This is a genomic window from Paradesertivirga mongoliensis, from assembly GCF_024436395.1.
Classification (GTDB): Bacteria; Bacteroidota; Bacteroidia; order Sphingobacteriales; family Sphingobacteriaceae; genus Paradesertivirga; species Paradesertivirga mongoliensis.
Genome location: NZ_JAFMZO010000002.1, coordinates 422,928 through 449,070 on the forward strand (window position 1 = coordinate 422,928; position 26,143 = coordinate 449,070).

Here is a 26,143-nt window from a genome sequence, read left to right on the forward strand (position 1 = left end):
TATATTTCCCCATTAAAACCGCGATAAAATCAAATGAGGAAAGTTTCTGTCGTTACTGTAAACTTCAATCAGGCACGTATAACTGAAGATTTACTTAAATCGCTCTCCTTAAATAATCGTTATCCTGAAACAGAAATCATCGTGGTGGATAATGGCAGCACTCCGAATCCTGTTCCCGGGTGGAAAAAAACATTTCCACACATTTGCTTTATACGGTCTGAAATCAATTTAGGTTTTGCGGGGGGCAACAATCTTGGAATAAAAGAATCAAGCGGAGATTACCTGTTTCTTATCAACAACGACACAGAAGTTACCAGCGATTTGATTCACAGGTTAGTAAGTGTTCTAGACGCCCAACCTGAGGTTGGAGCGGTTTCGCCCAAAATCAGATTTCATCAGATGCCCCAAACCCTGCAATATGCCGGCTTTACAGAAATGAACTACTTCACCGCACGAAATACCTGTATTGGCCACCTTGAAAAAGATACGGGACAATACGATAATTCTACCGGAAAGACAGGGTTTTTGCATGGTGCGGCCATGATGATCAGAAAAGAAGCTATTGGTAAAGCCGGATTAATGCCTGAAAACTTTTTTTTGTATTACGAAGAAATGGACTGGTGCGAGCAAATTAAGAAGGCAGGGTATGAGATTTGGGTAGAACCTAAGGCAGTAATTTACCACAAAGAATCTATGTCGGTTGGAAAGCGAAGCCCGCTCAAAGAATTTTTCATGAACCGTAACCGAATCCTGTTTATTCGGCGCAATGCATCCACTTTTGCAAGAATTGTGTTTTATTGCCATTTTGCCTGGCTGGTAACCCCTCGCAATGTGCTTATGTATTTAAAAGACGGACAAACAGACCTCTTAAAACAATTATTCAGAGCTATTTGGTGGAACATAACTCATAAAGCATCCAGTACAGACCTGGGATATCCGATCCATAAAATTTCATGAAAATCATATTCTGGCTATCCACATTCCTTATCGTCTATACCTATTTAGGATACGGACTAGTACTCTGGATCCTTGTGAAGATAAGATGGCTGATTAAAGGCAAAAGGCCGCTACCTGTGGTTGACGACCGGGATTTACCTGGCTGCACACTTATTGTTGCTGCATATAACGAGGAAAGCTTCATCCGCGAAAAAATTGCGAACACCCTTGAGCTAGATTATCCTAAGGATAAGCTCAAATTTCTCTTCGTAACCGATGGATGTGATGATAAAACACCGGAAATAATTCAAACTTATCCTGAGATTACCTTATTGCACCAGGCCGCGAGGAATGGAAAGATAGCGGCAGTTCACCGTGCGGTAAACCAGGTAGATAGTGAGGTAATTGTCTTCACAGATGCTAACACGTTTCTAAATCCTGAGGCTCTTAAAAATATCTGCAGGCACTATTCCGATCGGGAAGTGGGCGCTGTTGCGGGCGAAAAGAGAGTTCAGGTGGACAAACAGGCAGACGCAAGTGCGGCGGGAGAAGGGTTTTACTGGCGCTACGAATCAACTTTGAAAAAATGGGATTCTGAGCTCTACTCTGTAGTTGGCGCAGCTGGCGAGTTATTCAGCGTACGCAACAAATTATATCAACCGGTGAGCCCGGATAGTATTTTAGATGATTTTATGATTTCGATGCTTATCGCCCGAAAGGGTTACCGAATAATTTATGAACCTGATGCTTACGCCACTGAAACAGCCTCTGCCAATGTATCAGAAGAACTGAAGCGGAAGATACGAATTGCGGCCGGGGGTATTCAATCTGTTATTTGGCTAAAAGATCTCCTCAATATCTTCAAATACGGAATTTTAAGTTTTCAATACATCAGTCACCGGGTTCTGCGATGGACCATCACCCCGTTCCTCCTGATCCTTGTTCTTTTGTTAAACCTGATTCTCGCAATTAAAACAAGTAGCTTGCTTTACCTTGGAATTTTGCTTGCACAGGTGTTATTTTATGTTCTTGCCTGGATTGGTTTAATTTTAGAAAAAAGGCACCTGCGGGTCAAGATTTTGTTTATTCCCTATTATTTTTGCGTAATGAATTATGCAGTATTTGCAGGGCTGATTCGATACTTCAGGAAAAGACAAAGTTCGTCCTGGGAAAAAGCGAAACGAAAATGACCTATCGATACGTATAAGGCAGTTTAAACTGGTTAAGGGGAATGAGATATATACGACAGTCCGGAGATTTCAAAGGAATAAAAGTTCTCGTTATTGGTGGCTCGGCAGGTAGTATCGAAGTAATTTTGCGAATTTTGCAGGATCTTAAAAAAGACCTTGCCATCGCCATTGTCATCATCGTCCATAGGAAAAGCACTTCAGATTCGAGTCTTACCAAACTGTTCAACAGACGGTCGGCTATTGAGGTAACAGAAGCAAACGAAAAGGAAGAAATTTTGCCCGGCAGAATTTATCTCGCACCTGCTAATTACCACCTTCTTATCGAACAAGATGGCACGTTTTCGCTCGACTATTCGGAGAAAGTCCAGTACTCACGACCCAGTATTGACGTAACTTTTGAATCGGCAGCAGAGATTTATGAGCAATCTCTGGCGGCACTGTTGCTGTCAGGTGCTAATTCTGATGGGGCTTTCGGGCTTTTAACTATCGCTAATACCGGTGGATTAACTATTGTGCAAAGTCCCGAAACTGCCGAAGTAGACTTTATGCCTAAGGCTGCTATTTTAAAAACGGTTGTAGATTATATAGTGGAGGCCGACTATCTGCCAAAATTCGTAAATGACCTTTCTGCCGCTCAGCTTCCGGAATAAACACTCACTATTTGTTCGCGTAAATTATATTTAGAGGCCATGACCTCGCCATAAGCCCCTGCAGTTCTAATCGCTATTAAATCGCCACGAAAAGACTCCGGCATTTCCACTTCCTTACCAAAGCAGTCGGTAGACTCGCATATGGGGCCTACAATATCATATTTAAGATCTTCGGATGTTTGGGCTCCAGGCCTTGAAATGTTTTCGATCTTGTGATATGCCTGATATAACGCCGGGCGCATTAATTCCGTCATACCAGCATCAAGTACCAAAAAATGCTTTTTAATACCGTTTTTAACATATAACACTCTGCTGATCAAGCTTCCTGAATGGGCAACCAAAGCTCGTCCTAATTCAAAATGAATCTCCTGGCCACTTTTACGTTCCAAAAACTCATCAAAAATCTGAAAATAAGCCTCAAAATCAGCTATTGGGGTTTCCTCTGTAGTGTGATAATCTACGCCCAAGCCCCCTCCTACGTTCAATACATGCAACACAAAGCCCCGCTCTTCAAACCATGCTTTAATTTCATTCACTTTAACACAAAGGCTTTTGAAGGCGTTCAGATTTGTTATCTGAGAACCGATGTGAAAGTGGATTCCAGTAAGGTCCAGGTTTGCTGATTTTTTAAGAACCTCAGCACAAGCCGGCAAATCCCACTGGTTTACACCAAATTTATTCTCTTCAAGACCAGTCGTAATATTGGCGTGGGTATAGGCATCTACATTTGGATTAATGCGTATTGCTACCCGGGCCTTTTTACCGCATTTCGCCGCCAGGTCATTGATCACTTCCAGCTCCTGGATGGATTCAACATTAAAACAAAAGATATTTTGTTCCAACGCTTCAACAATTTCCCTGTCTGATTTTCCCACACCCGCAAAAACCACTTTATCGGGAGAGAAACCTATTTCTATAGCTTTCTTCACCTCGTTCCCGCTGACACAATCTGCTCCAAAACCGGTCTGCTGTACTTTCTGAATCACCTTTTCGTTAAAATTCGCTTTCATGGCATAATGCACATGGAAATCATACTTATCCGCCGCTGCTTTGCAGGCGGTTAACGTCTGCTGAAGCAACTGTAGATCATAATAATAAAAAGGTGTTTCCACAGACTGGAAACGGCTTAAAGTGTTGGAGCTGAACATTAAAATTTATATTCTTAAGATGAATGTGTTAAAACGAGTTAGAACAGTCTGTTGTGCAAGCTTCTCAGCGCCTCTGTTTTATCCGAAGTATCTACCAATACCGATATATTGTAATGGCTTGCACCATAAGAAATCATACGGATGGAGATATGCTTTATAGCTTCGAAAACCCGTGCAGCGTATCCATGCGATTCGTATGAAAAATCTCCCACCACACAAATTATACTTTGATCTGTACCCACATCAACACTGCCAAAATCTTCCAACGCTTTTACAATATCAGCGAGGTACCGCGTATCGTCAATTGTTACAGAAACGGCAACCTCAGATGTGGTAATCATATCTATCGGCGTTTTATAGCGCTCAAAAATCTCGAACACCTTCCTCAGAAAACCGTAGGCTAGTAACATACGGCTCGACTGAATGCGGATAGACGTAATCCCATCTTTAGCGGCAATCGATTTGATCTGATTTTTTTCACTCTCATGGGTAATTAGAGTCCCAGCAGCTGAAGGCTCCATAGTATTTAATAATCGAACCGGGATTTTATATTTCTGCGCCGGAAATACACTTTGAGGATGTAATATCTTCGCACCAAAATAAGCCAGCTCGGCCGCCTCTTCAAAAGATAACTGAGCAATTGGTTTAGTACCCTTTACAATACGGGGATCGTTATTATGCATTCCGTCAATATCAGTCCAGATCTGAACTTCGTCTGCACGGATGGCGGCGCCAATTAACGATGCTGTATAGTCACTTCCGCCTCTGCGAAGATTATCTATCTCGCCGAACGCGTTTCTGCATATGTATCCTTGCGTGATAAACAATGTCTTGTCTGGATGTGCATTTAATAAATGCTGAAGGTGCGAGCCAATGTATTCAACCAGTGGTTCATTGTCCTCGTCAATTTTCATAAAGTCAAGGGCGGGCAACAGCACAGATTTCACGCCGATTTCTGCAAGATAAAAATGATACAAGGCAGTTGATAGTAATTCACCCTGTGCAAGAATTATCTTTTCTTCTACAGGTGTAAACAGCTCGGAGGCATAAGAACCAATAAGGGTGAAATGATAGTCGATAAGGTCACGACCATTTTTCAAGCCTTCTTCCGTTGTAAATAATTCCTTCACAAAGACTTTATACTTCTCATACAAAGCATCGGTAAGATCTTTTGCAGTGCGCTTATTCCCATCCAGAAAAGCCTGAGATATTTCTACAAGACTATTGGTAGTTCCGGATACAGCAGATAAAACAACGATTTGTTTCTCTTTCGGATTGATGATGTTTAACAAACTTTTCATCCTTTCCGGACTTCCTACTGATGTACCTCCAAACTTTAATATTTTCATTAGTATATAATTTATTTAATGACCACGAAGCCGGCCTGTTTTAATCTACAAAAGATCTTCAATTAATGATAAAACTCTCATTACAGGAATCACCTGTTTATTGAGGCGCAAAATTAGTTAAATGCCTGATATTATAAGCTTCGGAAAAAACTTTCTTTATTTTTCATAAAAGTTGACCCGGGCGAAAACCAAATGCAAATTGATTTGTAATTTATAAAAGCCAATTCTTATGAACAGGTCTAAATTTTTTGAAAAAACAGACAAAGATCTAATCAGTGTTTTTGCAGACGATGAATTAAATTACTGGGCGCTAAAGTGGGGAGTTTCGAAAGAAACAATTAAAAGTGCTGTAAAAGCATCAGGCTGCAATTCGGTATCCAAAGTCTATACCTACCTGATTAATGCAAACAAACTAAGACTTAGTTAAGATTAAACGATTTCAAATCCCGCAGAGTCGAAACACTGCGGGATTTTTTATTTGCCTCTCAGTCGTTTTTCAAGATATGCTCTTCACGGGCACGCAGAATATGAACCATATTTTCGGAAGCCCATTCTGACAGTTTAATAAGTTGCCCCAGTAAGCTTCTTCCCAGTTCGGTGAGCTGGTACTCTACCTTAGGCGGGATTTGCGGAAAAACTGTACGAGTTAATAATCCATCTTGTTCCAAATGCTTTAAAGTAACAGTGAGCATCCGTTGAGAAATTCCATGAATACCTTTTTTGAGCTCGCCAAAACGCAGTTTCTCGTTTTTCCCTAATAAAATAATTGCGTGAACAGACCACTTATCACTTATCCGGTCGATTACATCGGTTACGGGGCAGTAGTGATTTGTCGAGTGATTGTCAGAAAAATGATCCATTGCATTCTCCTGTGTGCCTTCAAGCTCTTTATTCCCAATGGTTACTTTCATATAACTGAGTATTGAATTTGTGCCGTATTGTTCGGTACTAAGTTACTTAATAATTTTGAGTTATTAAAAGTAACTATTGTAAAATTATGGACATACTATCATTATTGAACTGGAGATATGCCGCCAAACGGATGACCGGTCAAAAAATCCCACAAGAAAAAGTAGAAGTAATTCTCGAAAGTATCAGACTCTCTGCATCTTCTATAGGATTACAACCTTATAGAGTTATCGTTATCGAAGACCCTTCCCTTTTGGCGCAAATAAAACCGGTTGCAAATAATCAAGCTCAAATTACGGAAGCTTCACACCTGCTGGTATTTGCAGCATGGACCGATATTACCGAAACTTCAATTGAAGAGTATCTTAACCTCATAGCTCAAGAACGGAACGTAAGTATAGAATCGCTGGCACCAATGAGAGCCTATTTCCAGGGCCTTAAAAACAATACTCCTGAACAAAATTTCAATTGGGCAGCCCGCCAGGCATATATCGCTCTGGGCACCGGACTGATTGCTGCTGCTTCACAAGAAGTTGACGCCACGCCAATGGAAGGCTTTGACTCCGCAGCGTTAGACCAAATACTAAATCTTCCTGAGAAAGGATTGCAAAGTGTAAGCATAATGGCTTTGGGGTACCGGGATGTTAATCAGGATTGGCTGGTTGGCCAACCAAAGGTAAGGACTCCAAAATCAAAATTTTTCTTGTCGCTATAACACCACACTATCACTTAATTAAATCAAAACTAAAAACAACAAAATGAAATCAACATTAATTGCGCTATCCATTTTAGCTTCATCTTTAAGCTTAAGCGCTCAAACGAAGTGGATTATCGACCCTGTGCATTCGTCGGTAAATTTCAACATTGAACACCTGGTTATTTCTGAGGTAGAAGGGAAATTCAATAAATACAATGGCACGATAAGTACTGCTAAACCGGATTTAACCGACGCTGTGATCGATTTTGCGATTGATGTGAACAGCATTGACACCGACAATGAAATGAGGGATAAACATCTGGTAGCTCCCGATTTTTTCGATGCTGCTAAGTACCCAAAGATGACCTTCAAAAGCACTTCCTTTAAGAAAGTATCTGGCAATAAGTATATCCTGACCGGAAACCTTACCATTCATGGAATAACCAAACCAGCGAAATTCGATGTCACTTATGGAGGGACAGCGAAAGACGGTTATGGAAATGTAAAAGCTGGTTTTAAAGCCAAAGGTATTATTAACCGATTTGACTATGGCTTGCAATACAATTCGCTTACCGAAGCAGGTGGAGCAACCCTTGGAAAAGAAGTAGAAATTGATCTAAAACTACAGTTCGCACAAGCGAAATAATTTTAAACTGTAAAAGAAAAAGGCTGAATCTATGCTTTAACAAGTTAGATTCAGCCTTTTTTATTTTAAGACCAGGTTAGTTAAAAGCATGCTGAGCTAAAGTTCAATTTAAACTTCTGGAAAGCAAGGCAGCTTAAACTTAGCTAGTATGATTTAACTCTTCTCCGGTGCTTCGAAGAAGGTTTTGAATGTGCTGGCTTTCCGGAATTTTTATTCCCCTGACCAGCTGCCGGACCCGAAAAGCTTCTTAAAGCTAAATGGTAAGGGTGATCTTCAATACGAGGAATAGCCTGAGCCGTTAGTTTCTCGATATCTTTAAGAAAAGGCTGTTCTTCAATTTCACAAAAAGACCAGGCAGTACCGCTTGATCCTGCACGGCCAGTCCGACCAATTCGGTGAACATATGTCTCCGGCTGGTTCGGTAATTCATAGTTGATTACGTGCTTCAACTCATCTACATCAATACCGCGTGCAGCTATATCAGTTGCCACAAGCACTTTTAATGTTCCGGCTTTAAAACTTGTTAAAGCTTTTTGCCTGGCATTTTGAGATTTATTTCCATGGATCGCTTCGGCGGAAATACTGGCTCTGTTGAGCGACTTAACCAATTTGTCTGCACCATGTTTAGTGCGTGTAAACACCAACACATTGCTAATCCCGCTGTCTTTTAACAAGTGGATCAGTAATGCTGATTTATCCTTTTTATCTACAGTAAAAATTCCCTGCGAAATTTTTTCGACCGTAGAGGATACAGGCGTAACCTCCACTCTTACAGGGTTATTTAAAATACTATCGGCAAGCTTTGCAATGTCTGGCGGCATAGTTGCCGAGAAAAACAAGGTCTGTCTCTTATAAGGAAGTTTAGCAATGATTTTTTTCACATCATTAATAAAACCCATATCCAGCATACGGTCTGCTTCGTCCAATACAAACATCTGAATATTTTGTAAGCTAACCACCTTTTGAGTCATCAGATCAAGCAGTCGTCCCGGAGTTGCGACCAGAATGTCGACTCCGTTTCGCAACTGGTTAATTTGATGATGGGCAGAAACGCCTCCAAAAATTACAGCATGTTTAAGACGGGTATGTTTTCCATAAGCGGTAAAACTTTCACCAATCTGTATGGCAAGCTCGCGGGTAGGACTTAAGATCAAGGCTTTCAATCCAGCTGCTTCACGGCCCGATTTTTCAGACAATATTTGCAAAATCGGCAAAGCAAAAGCAGCGGTTTTTCCTGTTCCGGTTTGTGCGCAGCCTAAAAGATCTTTTTTGTTTAGTAAAACAGGAATCGATTGCTCCTGAATAGGGGTAGGATGTGTATATCCTTCGTTCTTAAGGGCTCTCAAAAGAGGCTCAATAAGATTTAAATTTTCAAATGTCAAATTAATATTTTTTAAGTTATGTGCTTAACTACCGAATGATATAAATATACAAGGGGGAGTTAATTTGTATATCTCCTCATCTTTTTAGATGAGCTTATAATAGAAGAGGTTTTTCAACTAAAAGAGAAATATTACGCAAAAGTACGTTATTTTTCCGGTAGTTAAGCATCTGTTTTTAAAGCTTCGCTTTGTAACATATTCCTTACGGAAAGTTTTAAAATAAAATATCGTCGGAATTCCGGATTTTTTTACAACATTTGTTCCGTTGTCTCCACGACAACGTTTTCATAGGTAGATGTAGGGTCAAGCTAACGCTTGACCCTTTTTTATGCCCCTATTAAGCTTAAAAGCACACTAAATCCGGCAACCAACGTATTCAGAAAATTTACCTGATTGTTATTCAGCGCGTTCGACCTCTCGAGACTGGCGCCTAACACCGAATCCGACATATTTCCGACGGTACCAGCAAAAACGATCCAGAAAAAATTAGTGTTCAAACCTTGCATCACGGCGAAGACAGACGCAATCAGAACAGAACCAACAATTCCAAAGAGCGTTCCTTCGATACTTACTACTCCATCAAGCCCGCGCTTGTCGGGCTTTAAACTGAGAATATTATAGAATCGTTTTCCATACAGGGTACCCAACTCGGAGGATACGGTATCCGCCGCAGCAGCAGAAAAGCCGGCGGCCGCCATAAGCAGGAAAAGCTGCTGGTGCTCCGGAAGCAAGATTGACAACAAGGCAATGAGCGAGGGAAAACCCGCGTTGGCGAGCACTTGTCCGGAGGTTCTTCCTGTCGCATTTTCCGCTACATGCATTTGTTTTTTCTCCCCGTATCGCCAGGAAGTGACAGCGGTACCAAGAATAAAAAACGTGGCGAGAAGCAGCATCCCGGTAGGTCCTAAGCCGGCGTAGATGAGAAAAGCCAGCACGCCCCCTGTAAGAGAAGCATATACGGTTAGCTTTTTCGTGAGAACACTAAAAAACATCCCAGAAATGATGAGCCAGACAATTGGATCAACGAGTATTTTAAACAACACAGCTTGAGTCACCGGGCTAGATCGATTTTTCCTCTTTTAAAAACTCCTTCCGCACACCTTCGATCAAATCTTTATGAAAAAGAACCTTATCTTTTCTGGAATAGCATTGCAGCACGGCGAAATGGACAGCGTTCAATATCGAAGCGCCGCTCAGCTCGTATTTGGAAGCGAGATCCTGCAAATCTACAGAAACGTCGACTTTTAAATTAGACGGCATTGATTTCTGCCAAAGAATGTAACGCTCGGAGCTGTTTGGCATCGGAAAATGGACCACAGAGTGAAAACGCCGGATGAAAGCATCGTCGAGATTGTTTTTAAAATTGGAGGCCAGTATAAGCAAGCCTGTATAGTCTTCAACCCGCTGCAGCAAATAACTTACTTCTTGATTGGCATATTTGTCGTGTGCACTTTGCACGTTCGTACGCTTGCCGAAAAGTGCATCGGCTTCATCGAAAAATAAAATCCAATTTTTCGTTTCGGCTTTTTTGAAGACCGATTCGAGATTTTTCTCGGTTTCGCCAATAAATTTGCTTACAATCTGTGAAAGATCTATCCGGTAAACGTCTTTTTTGAACTGTTTACCAAGCAGGGCTGCGGTTAGCGTTTTGCCCGTACCCGAGGGTCCGTAGAATAGAACCCGGTAGCCAGGCTTGATTTTACGACTTAGGTTCTTATCCTCATCTAACTTATGGTGATGCTCCAGCCAATTACTGATGTCGTTAACCTGTTGCGCCGTTCGGGGATGGAGAACCACATCGTCCCAAAGCATGGTTGTACTGATGTGCTTCGCAGGAAAGTCCAGTCCGAAGCGCGGAGGATTTTCTTTCCCGAAAATCATTTTTTCGATCCATTCCTGGGCAAAAACGATACGGCCACTCATTGCAGGTTCGCCTTCTTTCACTGGTTCCAGCCATAGAATTCCGTATTTGAAGAACAAGTGTTCTTCGCCAAAAAGCTGCTGCACCTGCAGGCGCTTTTCAATATCATTTCCCGCAAGGATGAACTGTACAGTTTCACCGGTGGGCAGCATTCCACGATGATTGCTCGCTTTCACTCCTCCGAATTCCGGAAAATCGCCACCATTGGGCAAATGCTCGAGGATAATCGACTCGAAAAAATTAGTTTGAATGTGCGGCACAATGGCCAGCATCACAACAATCCATTCTTCGTCGCTGAGCGGAGGTAAGTTTTTTGCAAGGTCGGGAGGTATAAGGTCTCCATTATAATTTTCTGCAAGCCACTTATCGAGCAAGCCGCTACCCTGATTAAAGTGCGACTCGATACGCCATATAATAACAGACCTGATATCGTTTAAGGCAGTTTCAATGGCTGTAAAGGTGCCTTCTTTTTTATGAACGGGGTAGAGCACGGGTTGATGGTTTTTCTGAAAGTTGATTTACAAGTTAAAATTAAAAAGTAAAAAGTAAAAAACTGAATACCTTTTTCCGACAGGTACTAAGGTTTTCGGACAACATTTTTTTCCTTTTTCTTATGTGCTGCGCCCTTCTGCTGCACGGTATGAACCAATTCGTGGGCTAGCAGCTTTTTCCCCTCCCGTGTAGAGGGACTATATTCCCCCTGGTTAAAAACGATATGGTTTTGATACGCGTAAGCCTTTGCATTTACCTCTTTGGTAGAAGTTTCGGCATCTGCGCCAGTATGGATCCTTACCTGGGAAAAATCGCGGCCCATTTTCTGGCCAAAAAACTGAAGGGCGCTGTTGGGTAAAACGCTTCCCTTACTGCTTAATGTATTTAGATAGGATGATGTTTTTGCAGCGGTAGAAGTCTGTGCTCCGGCTTGCTTCTTCTGAATCTTCTCGTTCTCTTCTTCTTTTTTCGGCTCAGATTTTTTTTGAAGCTTTTCTTCTTCCTCCTTCTTTTCAGGCATCCGCTGCAACTTTTCCTCGTCTTCTTTTTTTTCCTCTCCTTTCCGCTGAAGTTTCTTTTCTTCTTCCTCTTTAGCCTGAGATTTGCGTTTCACGCTTTTGTCTTCTTCTTCACAGTCTGCACACTTTCGCTGAAGAGCGGCAGGACTCTGCTGAAAAAACGATTCGGGTGCAGATTCTCCAAAGAAACTCTGTTCGCTGGTGTTATCTTTTTGGAAGAAATTGCTCTCGCGGGAGGTGCTCTTGGAGCGGCGACGGATGTAGCGGGGAGATATTTTCATGATTGCTTTAATTGGTCGTATTGAAGTTTTAGTTCATCAATAGGTGGTAATCCGTTCACTGAACCTGCAAGGCTTTTATAATCTCCTATCACCTCATTGGGGCGGCCATCGATAAAGTACTGAACAAGGTATTGCCAAAAGTAGAATCCCTTAACACTAAGAGCCATCAGCAAATAATTATCAATAGAAAGCTTGAGATTAGTGGGTTCCCCTTCGTACAAATACAGATGCATAGCATTGTCAGCATCGGCTTCAAAAACTCCGGCACAGGCATCGTCGGAAAACAAATCTACCGGTTTAAATCCCCGTAAGATCGACTCGGCCGGAGTAGAATCAAAATAGACAATATCTTTCCAATCTTTACTAATTTCGGTGGCTGGAAGCATATTGATGCTACCTGTCAATCTCAGATCGAACTCATCGCTTTCTTTTAACTTCCATTTCAGTTTCCCGTATTTATAGCTTTTGTAAAAGTTATGCGCCAGGTCACTTTTAAGAAAGGAAGGTTGTTCCTCGGCAGTAGCGGCTTCCGAAAAATCATTCGTCTGAGATACCACATTTTGATTTATAGAGAGAAAATTCTCCAAGGATGACAGTTTATCTTTGAATTTATCCATATTGGTTATGTTTCATAGTTAGACAAATTAAGATCGATCGGATTAGGTACGGTTGTGTTTACAATGGACTGGTCGGCCAAACCGGTAGCATCATTTAATACATTTGCCACGCAGGTTAAGCCGGATGGAACGAAGGCTTCCGCGGAAATAATATCCCTGACAGCAGCCCATCGGGTCTGCGGAACATTTGAACTTTGCAACTGAGCATCGCTAATGGTACGAGGCGCGCCAGGAGTTGGTGTAACAAAGTATTCGACGGTTTTGCCCGCATCTACCTGAGCAATTACCAGGGCCTCCACCTGTCGTTCGTGATATCCGTTACCCTCCCTCGAAAGGGGGGTTAGGTTTCGGAAGTCTGATCCGCTTCCACCCAAATAACCATTCAGTAAATGTCCCTTGATATAATATGTGGTCGCTCCGTTTCTTCTCTGATCGAGTTTGCGGTAGAAAGCATTCGTCACTCTGGGAGGTCCCCCCGTAGGTGGGCGATTATTTTTATTGAGATTCTTTATGCTCATACTAGTTGCGAAACCAGCGCTATCCGCTCCGCCGAAGTTGATTTCAAGTGGACGTATCGGACCGCCGAACAAATGTGCAGTCGGCACGCTGAGTTCAATTACCTTGCCATTTACGGCATCAGACTTTGTAGACCTCGCTTGCTCCTCTGGAACACCAGGTTGCAAAGGCTGACGCTTTGCCTGTTGAACTTCTTGCAGCTTAGTAAGAGCCTCCTGCTTTTTGGCAGCTTTAGCCGGATTGTTTGCGGTCTGAACATTGCTTAAAAACTCGCTGTAACGCATAGGATTTCGGCTTGCCACCCACATTTCGGCGGTAGCTTCATCGTTACCCTCAAAATACAATTCATGCGATTCGCCGTTCGTCGCAGTAAATTCTTTCCTTATTCCAAGCCACCCCAAAACGGTCCCCACGGCAGCTCTTCCCATAGACATAAGCCTATCAAAAATTGCAAAACCCGTATCCACTGCCCTATTCACCAGCCATGTCAAGGCCTCATCTACTAGTTCTCTGGCAGTTTCTATCATCTCTCCGATTCTGCGCCCTATACCGCTCAAACCAACCTGATTAGCCAAAAACCCAATAATCACCGGCATACTTCTGGCCAGCGCTCCCTCTAAAAAGTTTGCCGCCCTGGTGACATTACCGCTCGCTATCTCAACCACCCCTTCTACAAAAGAATTCACAATTTCGAGCATTTCGCGCAGATACCTGATAAAAGATTGTATCGCACTGTATAAAGCTATCGCACTGTTCACTACGGCCATTATTCCGGTTGGGTCTAACATAGACAACAGCCTGGTAACCATTCTGTTTACTATCTGTTCCATAATCCAGTTCTTGATGGCATCCAGTACAGTATCCCATAAATTAGTGAGTTGTTCCTGTATCTTATCCCAGATGGCCGCAATGCCACGCTCCTGAACATCTTTTATAAAGGTCCAGATGCCTTCAAGTGTACTAATCATACTGCGTATTCGGGCAACACGCGCCGGACCAATACGTGGGTGCGCTGCAAGTTTTTCCCAAATTCTTTCCATGCTAATACCGAGTACTTCCAGTACCCATCCGATAATTCCTCTCAAAGAAAAATCGGTCGGCGCCGTAACACCTGCATCCCGGAGTTCGCTTAATAGCCACCCGGTAATACCCGTCATTAAATGCTGTAAGATATTATCGAAGAACTGGATGAAACCCTGTTTTATAGCGCGAAGAAGATTTTTAAGGAAGCCAACAGGATCTGCTTTGATTAGCTCAAAAGCAAGCATCGCTTTGGTAATGATATTTCCGATAAGAGCAGTGGGAAAATTCATCACCTGAAGAATCACCTCGATGACAATCCGGATAATTTCTACAACAAATGCGATCAAACGGCCAATTGGTTCACCGAACTGAGCGAGAATACGTTCGAAGGCTTGTATCGGCTGTGCCAGGTCGCTCAGGCTAAAAGAATTCCAAAGGTCGGTAAACAGTTGAACGATGTAAGCGGGTGTCATATTCAGCCTTGCCACAGCGGCTTCGATGCGGGCCGTAGTCCGCTCAATTGCACCCGATTCTTTAAGCTGATTAAATTGTTCCTCCCCTCCTTCCATCAAGCTCATAAATCCTTTGATGAGGTTCTCCATAGTGCGGGGCACCACTTCCTCGGTAAACGGATCTTTTTCGATAATTACGGTCACCAGCGCATACCCTCTAACCGTTCTTGCCCAAGCCGATAAGCGCAGCATTAATACCTCTTTAATAAAGCGCAGGATAATAATCGCAGTTTCCTCTACAAAATTCCATACCCTTTGAACCGGTGCGGCAAACTGCTCATAGATCAAATTGAAGGTATCGATTGGATGCATCAGGCTTTCTATCGATACACGACCCCAAATAACATTAAAAGCTGCCTTTATTTGATCGTAGGCATCGCTGAACACGCCGATTCCACGATCTATCCAGTCGGCCACCTTTTGGAAAGTTCCGGTTTCCTGCATTTGGGTGCGTTGGGCTATGCCCTCTTCGCCACCCAGCTCGAGCAACGCATTGAGAATATTAGCACCATTCCGGTCTACTGATTCATCGGTTATTGGATCCTGTCCCAGAATAACCGTTAAGAGCGGATATGCAGTAGTGTGATTTTTTACAAAATCGACAATTTGAGTAAGCAGGAATCGCTTAACGGTTTCAAGCAGCTCGGTGGCTGCGGTGATGGCAAAATCAACAATACGCTGTATGGTGGAGTGTATGATGTTGCCGGCTTCTTCAAAAAGGGCCCGGGGAGAAGCTAGCCGCTCCATGTTCAGGCTTTCGATAAATTGACTAACCCTGCTGATCACACCATGAACAAGTCCGGCTACGGTCGCAATTTGTCGATCTACCCAAAGAGCGGCATCATTTAGTGCACCGAGCTCGTTCAACTTCTGATGCAATAATCTGCCGCCAGGCATAATATCAAATGCTGCCTCTATGAAGTTGTGACCGTTCGGTTCAACTTCTTCGCCGGTTATCGGATCCTCGCCAAGCACTACCCGCAATGCGCGATAGCCAGGTATCGCCATTACAAAATCACGCGCCTCGTTCAGAAACAGTCGTTTACCTGCTTCGAGCGTATCGGCAACGAATGAACCAACAGCCTCAAAAGCATCGTCGAACCAGGATGGCTGAACAGATTCACTAGTAGTTCTTTGTACAACCGGCGGTCCGCGATTGCTTTCTGATACCTCTTCCTCACTCTCTGCGACCGACCGGTGAACAAGTGAGTTTGCCGACATCGGCGAAGCGGATGATTCTCCATTACTGAGCGCTCCGATACCGTTATCTGCCCGCTGTAATGGCCGGTCGTGAAGCGACGAAGTTTTGCGTTGAAGGCTATGCTCGGTCAAGCCGCCTGCCGACTCCAACTCCTGGTTCTCTTCTTCTTTTAACTGGACCTGCTCTTCATTTGCCTTATTTTGCGTAGAATTTAGGTCGCCTTTGGCATTAACTACCCAGTTGCTTAATTCGGGTTTAGTTTGGACGGTGGATTGCTCCCCGTTTGTCTGCACCTCTTCTTCATTCGTGCCACCAGTTTCTTCTTTCCGGCTCACATTAAACAACTCCTTCCTCAGTTCTCTCAGCGTTTTAGGTTTTTCTTCTACTGCCTGCGCTTCGCCATTTTGAAGCGCGCCAGTTTTTAGTTTTATCGGATCGAAGAATGCGGTCCAGTTCGATAGCGGATGATCCCTGCTTTGTACCTGGGCGCCCAGATTATCCTCGCCTGAAGTATTGCCGTTAACCGTTGTAACCGTACTTCCGCTTACTTTTTCAACTATTGCAAAATGGGAAAATTCATTCCGGTAAGCAATATCGCCGACCTGCGGAGTCTCGCCGGGAATTCGTGCGGACTCGGGTGTTACCATTCGTCCACCTAATTCCCATTTCTTCATTGGCACACCGCCTTTATTTAATGCCCAGAACACAAATATGCCACACCAGCTTGGCATCGCATCCCTCATTACTCTATCGTTTGTACTTGGTGTTCCCTGGTTAGGACGCATACCCGACGCTTCCCGTTTCTTCTTGATGTCCATTTCACTGACAGCGCCAGTCACCGTGGTTCCTCCGCCACCGCTAATGATCATGTCTTCGCCGAAAGTTGTTTTGAAATATTCCAGCAACCGTGGCCAGCCTTCCCGGTACCCGTCGGGGCCTTCTTTATTAGCATTAACTTTTCCTTCTTCGCCCTTTGCTTTGGCCACGGCGTTATCGAGTTGCGGAACGGATGCTCCGGCACTACGCTGAATGAGCGGCTTTCTGGCTACCTGACTGGTTTGATTTGCTTTTGCAGCACCCTGCTGGATGGTATGGGTAAGCTCGTGGGCAAGCAATAAGCCGCCGCTGGCGGTATTTGGAGAGTATTTACCGCTGTTGAAATAAATATTGTTTCCGTGCGTAAAGGCCTGGGCATTAATACTACTGCTCAGCTTTTCGGCGGTGCTGCCGGTATGGATACGCACATTGTCGAAGTTGGCGTTAAAGCGGCTTCCCATGAAACCTCTGGTTTCCTGAGGCAAAGCGCTGCCAGCTCCGTTGGAGTTACTTAATGTTTCTTCGAATGTTGCGGATGGTTGAGGGGGACCTCTTCCACTGCGTTGTATCACATTCGAGTGATAGAAAGAATCAGATTTCCGGCTAATTGTATCATTACCGGCAGTATTTTCTGCAACGACAGTTGCCGACGTGTAATTGCTATTGCTGCTTTTTCTGTGGATAGAGTCGAAAAGTTTGGCCTGCAGGTTTTCCTCATCCTCCTTGCATTGAACGGTGCTTATGGACGGGGCCTGAAGTTTAGGTTGTATGTCCTCTTGTTCCTCCTCCTCTTCTTTTAATTGCAGCTTTTCTTCGCTGGTCGCATTTACAGTCTCGCTTGCTGGTTCTGGCATGCGCATAACGGTCTCAGCTACCTGATCCGCTTCCTTTTCATAAGGGTCGTCGGGCTGGCTTACCGATAGTTTGGGCTGAACCGGCGAACCGAAAAATGAATCAGTTTTTTGAGCACCGAAAAAACTTTGCTCATCCGCCTTTCTGAAAAAAGACACGTCCTGGCCCGATTGCTTGCGCGCAATAGCCGAACTCTTGGTCGTTTTTTCTGCAGATGAAAACATCTATTTTTATTAGTTAGTCATTCAATTATGCCCATTCAACATTTAACAGGCATTTCATCCAGGGAAGCTTAATCATGCTGATGTTCCAGGGTAAATGTGATAACAACATATCATATGCTTCCTGTTTTACTTTTAACTTCCATTCATTATTTTGAAAAGAAAGCCGGCCTTCGCGCTGTAAAAAAGACATTCGTAAGCCTTCAACGGAAGTGTTTTTTAGCACGGTCCAATGCTCTATCACCGATTCGAGCAGATCGTTCGCTTTCGCCTTTTCCATTTTGCTGATTTTTGTTTTTATGATGGGTTGGCTGAGTTCCAATCCGCATAAAATTTTAGGCAATACGGTTTCAAATTCCTCATACGCATCCAGGCCTTTCACAATATACTGAAGTACGGCAATGGCTTTATCCGAATCCAGAACATCATCTTTTAAAAGAGCAAGGTCTTTAAAAAACATCGGCAGAAATGCGGCAACCAAAACGAGCCCCGAATTGGCGATATAAATCGCTTCCCCCGACCTCTCAATAGCTGTCATTTCCGATTCCTCGTCAAAAAGCTCATTTTCATCCTGCTTTTGGCTCTCAAAATAAACTTCAGGCATTCTGGGTTTATCCGGAGATATATTTTTTTCCCGTTCCCGGATAAATCGTTCTTTCAACTCGGCCGTTTCGATTCTGTTAGGAGCTATAGTTTGTAATAAGTTGATGTGTGTCTGTTTGATTTCCTTGAGCAACAAGTCAGCAAATCGCTTCCTAAACGAAGGGAGGCCATTTACCTCTGCGATAGCAAACCATAAGGTGTCATGGTATTGGTCGTTAAACGTTTGCCGCTTATCCTGTATTTGGATAGCTGCCAGGAAAGTATCCAGATCACGCTCAAAGCTTTCTGCAGAGGTAGTGGTGATTCGAGGAATAAGCTTCCAGATTTGCTGTTGTGTAAACACCTCGCGCAGTCGTTTACGTGCTCGTTTTTCTCTCAAGGTCAGAAAAATGGGAGACCAATCGGCCGGCTTCACTTCTCCCGAACATAAAACATTTACGAATTCCTGCCAGTCCTGCAAGGTTTTGACAGAGCTCCACCAGGGAAAAAACCCTTCCCTAAGATAAAATACCAACATTTTAACCAAACTATGGGCAAGAGAAGTATGTGTGATCTCCGAAACTTTTGCAGCATCGGATACTTTAAGGACGAGAGCTTTCTCTAATTCCCTGACTATTTTTTCAGAAAAGGAACTTTTTAGCTCCTCGATCGAGATAAATTCAACCTCGGCAAACACAGCATCCAGGCATATCACCTCGTCGGTAAATGCGTATTTCTCAAACAAACTTTCCAGAGCGCGCTTTAAATCGTCACGACACAGAACTTCTAATTCGCTTTGAAATCTAAACCCATCGACTGCTGCATTGATCTTAAAATCAACAACCTGTTTCTGAATGGTATTTTCTTTCCTGAAGTTCACACCTAAAAGCTGAATGATTTCATGAGTTCAATAAGCTGTTGTATTACTTTTAAATAGGCTGGCTTTATATCAGCTTCATTATTGCTATTAATACGCTGTTCCTCGGCAACCAGATCTTCCAGTAGTTGCTTCAAAAGCTCTTTTACGGCATCAGAAAAATTCGGAACTGATGACTTGATAGCCTGAAGGTGTTTTAAAATCAAGTTGTAAACATTTTCCATCGTGATCCTGGCGCTGCCAAGATCTTCGGGGATGATACATGAAATATACATCGCCAGGTCGACCAATACCTTATAAAGACCTGTTGCCTGTTCTTGCAAATCACTATTCAAGACGAATTCAAGCAATTCGTTGAGCCATTGCTCCAACTTTTCGCTAATTTCATTTGCATTCAGAAAGTCAATTTGTTTCTCTACATCTCCTGCAGCCAGGGTTTCAAATTCTTTAAAAAATGCTTCTACTTCCGGATAAGGCTTATAAATTTCGGTAAAGACTTTAAAGAGATCCGGATTAGATTTTCCCAATTCTCTAAAAGCGATAATAATATCCATTACAGGGAAACAAGTTTTGGTCGCAGGTTTCTTAATATCGACGGTTTTGGTGCTACTATGCGAGCATACTCCATTGCTTACTTTCAACACCACCTTATATGAACCTTCTGCGGTGTAGCTGTATTTCGGATTTTCTGCTTCCGAGGTTCCGCCATCCCCAAAATTCCATTCAAATTTCTTCCCGAATTTTGAAAGACTGGTGAAGATAATTTCTGTCGCAGCAGCTTCAGTTTTAAATTCGAAAGCGGATGTTGGTTTCTGGTAAACAACCACAGTTAGTGTTGCTGTCTGACCATCTTTAGTGTAGGTAAGCGTTACCGTTTTTTGATCGGCCGATTGAAGATCAACCAGACCGGGATTGAAACTCAGAGTTCCGTCTGCAATGCCTTCCCCGCTAAGGGTACCTCCCTCAGGAGATACGAGCACGTCCACGGCTTTGCTATCCGAACAATATTCCTTGTCCTTGATATCGATAGTGACAGGCTCTGCCGGCTGTTCTGTTTCTGTGATAGTAAAATTAATAGACGGACAATCAGAACAACACAAATATGGAAGGAAGAAATCGGCGATAACCGTTCCGTCTTCAATTTCATCAATTAATTCTCCGAGTGCGGGGTCGATCTTCCGTTCTTTAAGCAGTTCCTGAATTATTTTCTTTTCACTTTCGGAAAAGGAAGCGGTGATACCTGCGCTTTGTAAACTGCCGCTGGTTTGTGTGTAGTTGCCTATCGTTGAACGCTCGGCCTCTTTGCTGCGATCTGACGAGAAATCACCCTTTTCGCGCCTATCAGCGGATTTTTCAGTAGCCAATCTGGCTTCCCTTTCCACAATTTCATCCCTTTCCCCGTCTTCTTCTTCATCAACAGGTGTTGCATCTTCATGATACACCAGTATAAAAGTCCCTCCAAGAGTAACGCCAGCCTTATGCTGAATTCCCGGATGCTTTTTGATAAAAAAGGCAAACTTTTGAAGCATCAGCACATACAGCATCCGCGATAAGTAATCGCGATACATGGTAGTGAATTGTGCCTGTTTGCAGGCGTAGATCAAGGCGTCTAAATGATCGAGTACATCCTCAGAGAAGGTTGTATTATCTGTACGGACCGCACCGAATATGCTTTTTATATATTCGGCCACGCGGACGAGGTCGCGATGCCGCGTATTAAAAGCTGTGAGATCAAAGGTATTCAAGTCGGAGACAATGGTTTCGGAAAGCTTCTCCATATAGTACAGAAGTGCAAGCCCGATGTTATCTGCATTCGACGCGACGTTCAACTTATTACCCAGGAACACGTCGGCGCTGATATAAGTCTGATTTTTTATGCTGGCATAGAACAATTCAAACTGATGCCCGAGGGTGTTTGCGGTAAACCTGAAAGCAGGATCGCATTTTTTCAGTAAAGTAACCTGCGGTATGGTAGAACTGGGCGCTGGCAGTGTTGTGCTACCGCCGGGCAGGTTATAAAAATATTTCATTTCCTTGCAAAGCATGCAGGTAAGCTCTGCTGCAAGCGTATCATAGAGAGATTCCAGGTCCTGGAAATGGCACTTCGATCGGATATCGTCCTGGCTGCTTAACGAACCACCTGCTAAGCTCCGGATTTGCGTACGTAAGGATCTGATATCGCCGCTAAGGGCAATTACATCAAAGGGCAACCGGTACTTATTCCGGCTTGAAATAATGCTTTTCATTGCCTGTTGATACGGCTTACCAATATGCCCCTCGATCCTCAAAAAGTTATGGGGTTCCAAATCGTACAAAAGCGGCTTGATAATATCCTCATCTGTAGAATTATAGTCATCAGCATGATAGGACAATATCTTCTTATTTTTTTCTATACGGGTCTTTTCATAATTCCAGTAGCGGTGTAATTTATATGAGCCATCGGCCACTTTATAGTAATAGGGAATCGATTTTTCGGATAATAAGATGTCGCCATATTTACTTGGCGTTATCCGGATGCTGGTGTCGGCCTTTTGGGAGTTTTTAGACTTGAGTACTACCGGCGGAACAAAGAACTTTTCGACAAGCAGCGCAATCCGTCTGAATAGAAATCGAAGTTCGGCGGTGATGGCATGATTGGCGTTTAATATGGGCGAGGGAATAAAATAATGCCGGTAGGCGCTTTTTGACTTTGAGGTATCCTGAATAGCCAAATCGAGCAACAAATGCCTTGGAAACAAATTACTATCCGGGCAGCATAAACTTATGGCCCGGGTTCCTACCTTCCGCAGTTCTTCATAAGCCAGTAAAATGTCCGAAAATAAATCATAGTAATATTGCAGGTTAAGCAACTGCTCATCGCTGATATTTCCGTCGTGCAGAAACTTGAAGTTATTTGCTAAGCCGGTAAACGGATTTGTGGGATAAATATCTATAACAAGCGGTGAAAGCGTGGTATATACGCTTGCTAACAAGGTTTCGGCTTGCGTTAAAAAGCTGCTGTTTAACACGCTTTGATAGGCTTCAAATATTGCGGCCGTATCAGCGAGCGAGCTTGCTGTTACATCAAACCTCCGCATTTTTAACTCATCCAACTGCTGGTAAGTATCGGTAACTACCGAAGTCCCGTCTAGCAAGGACGTAACATTCGCCTTATCTATTAATAGGGGCTTGAAACTCACCGTTACATTAACACCTTTATCGTCGCATGAATTAGGGTTACAATTTTTTGAGTTTTCTTCCAGTATTTCCACAAACAAGAGAACTACCTTATTTTGCAAAAATGTACTGCCAAGCGCGGTTGTACCTTCTTCAACCGCTGTCTGCTTCAACTCATTAATGGTAAACCGTTGTGTCCTGGTGCTATCAACAAACTTGTCGTAAAGCCTGTCCTGAACCGCATCAAATGCCTTATAGGAGGTATAAGTAGTTTCAGGCACTGCAATCAGATAACCTTCAGACGTTACTCCGCAACCTTGGGTAATCACGATGGACGTACCATCGGCAGCAGTTTTCACCTCTAAACCGCACACAATACCAATCCCGATCAGGTTGGTTCTGCTAAGCCTGCCCTGCTCTTCAAGGTATTCGAACAGCTGGTTTAAATGCTCTGAAGTCAGCAGCTGGTCAGGTACGAATTCGGGGTAATTTAGTTTTGAAGGTAACATAACACTGTTTTTAAAATTTCACCAGTAAATATTTTAGGTTAGAAACCACAGAAGCAAGCCTTATTGACACCTGTGGCCGGTTCATATTATTGTTTGATTCAGGTAAACCCGGTTCTCGTCGTTGCCGTCTGCGCAATCGTGTAATGAAGCCTTCGGATACACCGATTTCAACTTTACAAATTCATCCAAAAGGGCAGTAAGCGCCTGATGCAAGGCCAGTTTATCGACCTTGTCTTTCGCCAATTCGGCCAACCATGCGCAATACAGGGGCTCGAATTTTTCTAATTGCTCATTACTTACCCAGCAAATTTTTAATCCCAAATGAGCAGGTATTTCCATGCGAATGGTATCCTCCGCAAAACGGCGAAAAGCAATGCCCGAATTTGCCAGACCAGCTTCACCATTCATCACAATGGTCATACGAAATGAATAGGGATCTTCTTCCCCGCATACTTCACAATTGGGAGGAATGCAGATTGAAAGAAGGGGATCGCCTTCGGCAAAGGTGGCGTCGGGCCGATTTCTGGGCCGCAGTAAAAGATGCTCTATGATTAACACCTTATCGGCCAACAGTATCTGTTTACCAAAAGTTATAATTTCATCGCGAGCGGCTGTCGCGGCAGCTTCTGTGACAAAACTCTGCTTCCGCGAGGCGATCACCTCACCGGTACTATCGGTCAAATTAACACACCACTTCTTCTCTTTTTTAATTTCGTAGTTGCTCTCCGAGGTAATATACTTCAGCACTTCGGTGATTTCCTTCTGAGCCTTCGCTTCGGCTAATGAAACATCCGGATCTTTATATCTGGTGCTTCCGCTGATATAGATTTTCCCATTTTCGTCGATCAATCGCCACCTTCGTTCAAAGGACACACCATCCACGTCGGTCTCTTCGTACAATTCAAAATGCTCGTATGCCTTTTTTAACCCAAGTAATCGCTCGATCCGGGTCTTCAAGCCGGCTATATTCTCATTGCTGCATACATGAACCGTGTCTTTGTAATTAAATGCTCTGGCGCGGTTTCGGCTCATAAATGGTAAATCTTTTAAAAAGCTGATTTTGTTCTTGATCAGTATCTCATCAGCTAACTTCTTATTTCCTTCATACGAATACAGCATCAGGGCATAATCAGTGAACTGCTCGGCGAAACGCGACATTAAGCTGTCGAGGAAACGGTTTCGCCGGTCGAGAAAGGTTGTTTGATTTTCGATAAGGCTATCAAGACTTGCCTGATTCAATACTGCACCATTTACCTCCGCATATAAATCAGAAATACCGGGCAAGTCGCTATCGCTGAAAAGCTTTGCATAATACGTTTTTGTGACACCTGTGTCGAGAGAAAACAAGTCTTTTACATGACTCAACTGTTCGAGGTAGTTTACCAGAATTTGTTCGAATACCAACAAATACGCTTTTAGCTGTTTTGCCTGCGCCCTGCGTTCTTCCGATGCTTGTGATGGTAAACCTTCGTAACCCACTCCGTAAGTTAAAGGCAAGCCGTTTTGAACCGGCGAATATTGATTCAGCGAATAGTACGTTCCTTCCGGGACGAGCAAGTCGTTATCTGTTACCGAAAACTGCGATTGAGAGTTCGTTCCGAGGATGACTTGTAAGGTATCGGCTAGTTCAAGCTTATCGGGCAGAAAGGGTAGCCCGTTCTTAAACAGCAAAAATTTGGAGCCTTCTATATATAAACGAGGCTGATGATTGTATGACACCGGCATCGTCCATGACTCACTCTGAACCCGGTTACCCTCTTTATCATACCTTACAATAACCAAATTGCGTATGGCAATAACTCCAGGAATATCCGCAAGCAGGTTTATAATATCTGACGAGCGTAATTCTGTCTTGAGTTGAGTCTCGTCAAGTTGCTCATTGTCGATAAATCCGTTTGTTAGCTGGGGGCCTTCGAAAATTTCATCAACGGGCGTGCCGGCATCAAGTAATTCTTTTAATGAATAGAACCGTATATCGGGACTGAAATATTGGCTAATCAGATAGTACGCCTCGGCCATTACCTGCTCAATATCAGCGTCGGGTGTAAGATCCATATCTGCGCATATGGCCATATCCTCCACTTCCACCCCTTTAATTGAACAGTAATCTTCGCAAAGATTGCGATGTTCATGCAATACCGATCGTGTTTCAGCAATTACCGCATCGGCCTTCTTAATCTTTTCGAGGTACTTTGCCATGATACCCGATGCAGAGGCGTCTTCGATAGCCGTCGACAGGTCGGCAAGCTGAACGGCTTTTCTTTCTGCATCGCTGTTGAACCAAACAGAAAAAGGAACATCGGTCAACGTAAGTGTATCGGTTACCGTCAGATCGGTTTTATCCAGGGCAAAAACCACATCCAATGTTACATAAAGCGGCTTTCTCAGAGCACGGCCCAACTCAGTTTGCGGGATGTCGACATTATCGCCTTTGTTTCCTGAAATAAATTGCACGCTGACCTGAGTAATCGCGGTAGTCGATTCTCTAAACGAAGCGAATTTAGTCTTATCTGCTTCTACTTCGTTCCAGGAAGGCAGCCGTATTTCAATGGCGGCGGTGGCATACTCCAGGCTTACAGTATCAGAGATAAAACTAAAATTGTATTTAATCTTACCGCTGTTTAAATCGCCCACACCCTCCTCTTCTTCGAATTCAATCAGTACGTCATAAAAGCCTTTAACAATTATTTTATGCTCGGTAGCCGGAGAATATTGTAATACACTTTTAGCGCAGTTAGCGTATAAAAAGAGTCCATCGCAGGGGCATTCTTTGCAGAAGAGCCAGGCATTTTTAATTCCGTCTATATCAATCAGTAGCTTACGGTAATCCTGGCTCGTCCAGGGATTAACAGTGAGTATTTCCCTGGCGGTAAAAAATGCCTGCTTGTCGAAATCTGCTTTTATTCCTGGTGGTTCGGCCAATATATCCTTGATATCAAAAGAAGTACGATATCCCAAGTCTGTAATTGAGTAGCAAAGCAGCTCCAGCAGGGTAATACCTGGATCGTGAATATTATAGTCCGTCCATAAGCTGCTGCCTAAAGCTTCGATATACTCCATTCCCTTTTCGCGCAGGAAGTTGTAGTCTTCGCTGTTTCTTAGAACGGGGTGCTTTAATATGGTAAGGTTTTCGGCCATGCTA

Annotated in this window: 18 protein-coding genes; 6 read left to right on the plus strand and 12 right to left on the minus strand. The window is 43.4% G+C overall.

Annotated features, from left to right (window positions below):
* Window positions 1-33: 33 nt before the first annotated feature.
* Genes J3P43_RS07930 through J3P43_RS07940 form a run of 3 tightly spaced genes read left to right on the plus strand, consistent with a single transcriptional unit; the run spans window position 34 to window position 2,776 of the window.
* The gene (locus J3P43_RS07930) at window positions 34-957 is read left to right on the plus strand and encodes a glycosyltransferase family 2 protein (RefSeq protein ID WP_255901005.1); all 924 of its coding nucleotides are present in this window, start codon (window positions 34-36) and stop codon (window positions 955-957) included.
* Window positions 954-2,126 (plus strand): glycosyltransferase family 2 protein, encoded by a 1,173-nt coding sequence (locus tag J3P43_RS07935; protein WP_255901007.1) that lies wholly within the window; start codon window positions 954-956, stop codon window positions 2,124-2,126. The genes J3P43_RS07930 and J3P43_RS07935 overlap by 4 nt, the downstream gene beginning before the upstream one ends.
* Before the next feature lie 41 nt (window positions 2,127-2,167).
* Window positions 2,168-2,776, plus strand: coding sequence for a chemotaxis protein CheB (locus J3P43_RS07940; RefSeq protein ID WP_255901009.1), 609 nt, complete (start codon window positions 2,168-2,170; stop codon window positions 2,774-2,776).
* Here the strand turns inward: J3P43_RS07940 and lysA are convergent.
* Window positions 2,761-3,924 (minus strand): diaminopimelate decarboxylase, encoded by a 1,164-nt coding sequence (gene lysA / locus J3P43_RS07945; RefSeq protein ID WP_255901012.1) that lies wholly within the window; start codon window positions 3,922-3,924, stop codon window positions 2,761-2,763. The two genes, J3P43_RS07940 and lysA, sit on opposite strands and share 16 nt — an antisense overlap.
* A gap of 38 nt (window positions 3,925-3,962) precedes the next feature.
* A complete protein-coding gene (locus J3P43_RS07950) occupies window positions 3,963-5,273 on the minus strand; it encodes an aspartate kinase (RefSeq protein ID WP_255901014.1) in 1,311 nt (436 codons plus the stop codon).
* A gap of 229 nt (window positions 5,274-5,502) precedes the next feature.
* Between J3P43_RS07950 and J3P43_RS07955 the strand changes: the two genes are divergently transcribed.
* A complete protein-coding gene (locus tag J3P43_RS07955; RefSeq protein ID WP_255901016.1) occupies window positions 5,503-5,700 on the plus strand; it encodes a DUF3606 domain-containing protein in 198 nt (65 codons plus the stop codon).
* 58 nt (window positions 5,701-5,758) lie between these two features.
* Here J3P43_RS07955 and J3P43_RS07960 read toward each other — a convergent pair whose 3' ends face one another.
* Window positions 5,759-6,184, minus strand: coding sequence for a winged helix-turn-helix transcriptional regulator (locus tag J3P43_RS07960; protein ID WP_255901018.1), 426 nt, complete (start codon window positions 6,182-6,184; stop codon window positions 5,759-5,761).
* 86 nt (window positions 6,185-6,270) lie between these two features.
* On the opposite strand from J3P43_RS07960, the gene J3P43_RS07965 reads away from it, so the two are divergent.
* Window positions 6,271-6,897, plus strand: coding sequence for an NAD(P)H-dependent oxidoreductase (locus J3P43_RS07965; protein ID WP_255901019.1), 627 nt, complete (start codon window positions 6,271-6,273; stop codon window positions 6,895-6,897).
* Window positions 6,898-6,940: 43 nt separating this feature from the next.
* Window positions 6,941-7,525, plus strand: coding sequence for a YceI family protein (locus tag J3P43_RS07970; RefSeq protein ID WP_255901021.1), 585 nt, complete (start codon window positions 6,941-6,943; stop codon window positions 7,523-7,525).
* A 143-nt stretch (window positions 7,526-7,668) separates the two neighbouring features.
* On the opposite strand, the gene J3P43_RS07975 is transcribed toward J3P43_RS07970, so the two are convergent.
* The 9 genes from J3P43_RS07975 to J3P43_RS08015 form a co-directional block, all read right to left on the minus strand.
* Window positions 7,669-8,907, minus strand: coding sequence for a DEAD/DEAH box helicase (locus J3P43_RS07975; protein WP_255901022.1), 1,239 nt, complete (start codon window positions 8,905-8,907; stop codon window positions 7,669-7,671).
* Window positions 8,908-9,233: 326 nt separating this feature from the next.
* Window positions 9,234-9,899 (minus strand): DUF92 domain-containing protein, encoded by a 666-nt coding sequence (locus J3P43_RS07980; RefSeq protein WP_255901024.1) that lies wholly within the window; start codon window positions 9,897-9,899, stop codon window positions 9,234-9,236.
* A 67-nt stretch (window positions 9,900-9,966) separates the two neighbouring features.
* Complete coding sequence (locus J3P43_RS19680; protein WP_255901026.1) at window positions 9,967-11,319, minus strand: ATP-binding protein; 1,353 nt, start codon at window positions 11,317-11,319, stop codon at window positions 9,967-9,969.
* An 86-nt stretch (window positions 11,320-11,405) separates the two neighbouring features.
* Window positions 11,406-12,119: an eCIS core domain-containing protein gene (locus tag J3P43_RS07990; protein ID WP_255901027.1), complete on the minus strand. Its 714-nt coding sequence runs from the start codon at window positions 12,117-12,119 to the stop codon at window positions 11,406-11,408.
* Window positions 12,116-12,736 (minus strand): hypothetical protein, encoded by a 621-nt coding sequence (locus J3P43_RS07995; RefSeq protein WP_255901030.1) that lies wholly within the window; start codon window positions 12,734-12,736, stop codon window positions 12,116-12,118. Before J3P43_RS07995 ends, J3P43_RS07990 begins: the two co-directional genes overlap by 4 nt.
* Window positions 12,737-12,741: 5 nt before the next feature.
* Window positions 12,742-17,880, minus strand: coding sequence for an eCIS core domain-containing protein (locus J3P43_RS08000; RefSeq protein ID WP_255901032.1), 5,139 nt, complete (start codon window positions 17,878-17,880; stop codon window positions 12,742-12,744).
* Between the two features lie 25 nt (window positions 17,881-17,905).
* Entirely contained in the window at window positions 17,906-19,339 is a 1,434-nt protein-coding gene (locus J3P43_RS08005; RefSeq protein WP_255901034.1) for a contractile injection system tape measure protein, read from the minus strand.
* A gap of 2 nt (window positions 19,340-19,341) precedes the next feature.
* On the minus strand, window positions 19,342-23,001 hold the full coding sequence (locus J3P43_RS08010; RefSeq protein WP_255901037.1) for a PKD domain-containing protein: 3,660 nt from the start codon (window positions 22,999-23,001) through the stop codon (window positions 19,342-19,344).
* An 81-nt stretch (window positions 23,002-23,082) separates the two neighbouring features.
* On the minus strand, window positions 23,083-26,139 hold the full coding sequence (locus tag J3P43_RS08015; protein WP_255901038.1) for a baseplate wedge protein: 3,057 nt from the start codon (window positions 26,137-26,139) through the stop codon (window positions 23,083-23,085).
* Between the last annotated feature and the right edge of the window lie 4 nt (window positions 26,140-26,143).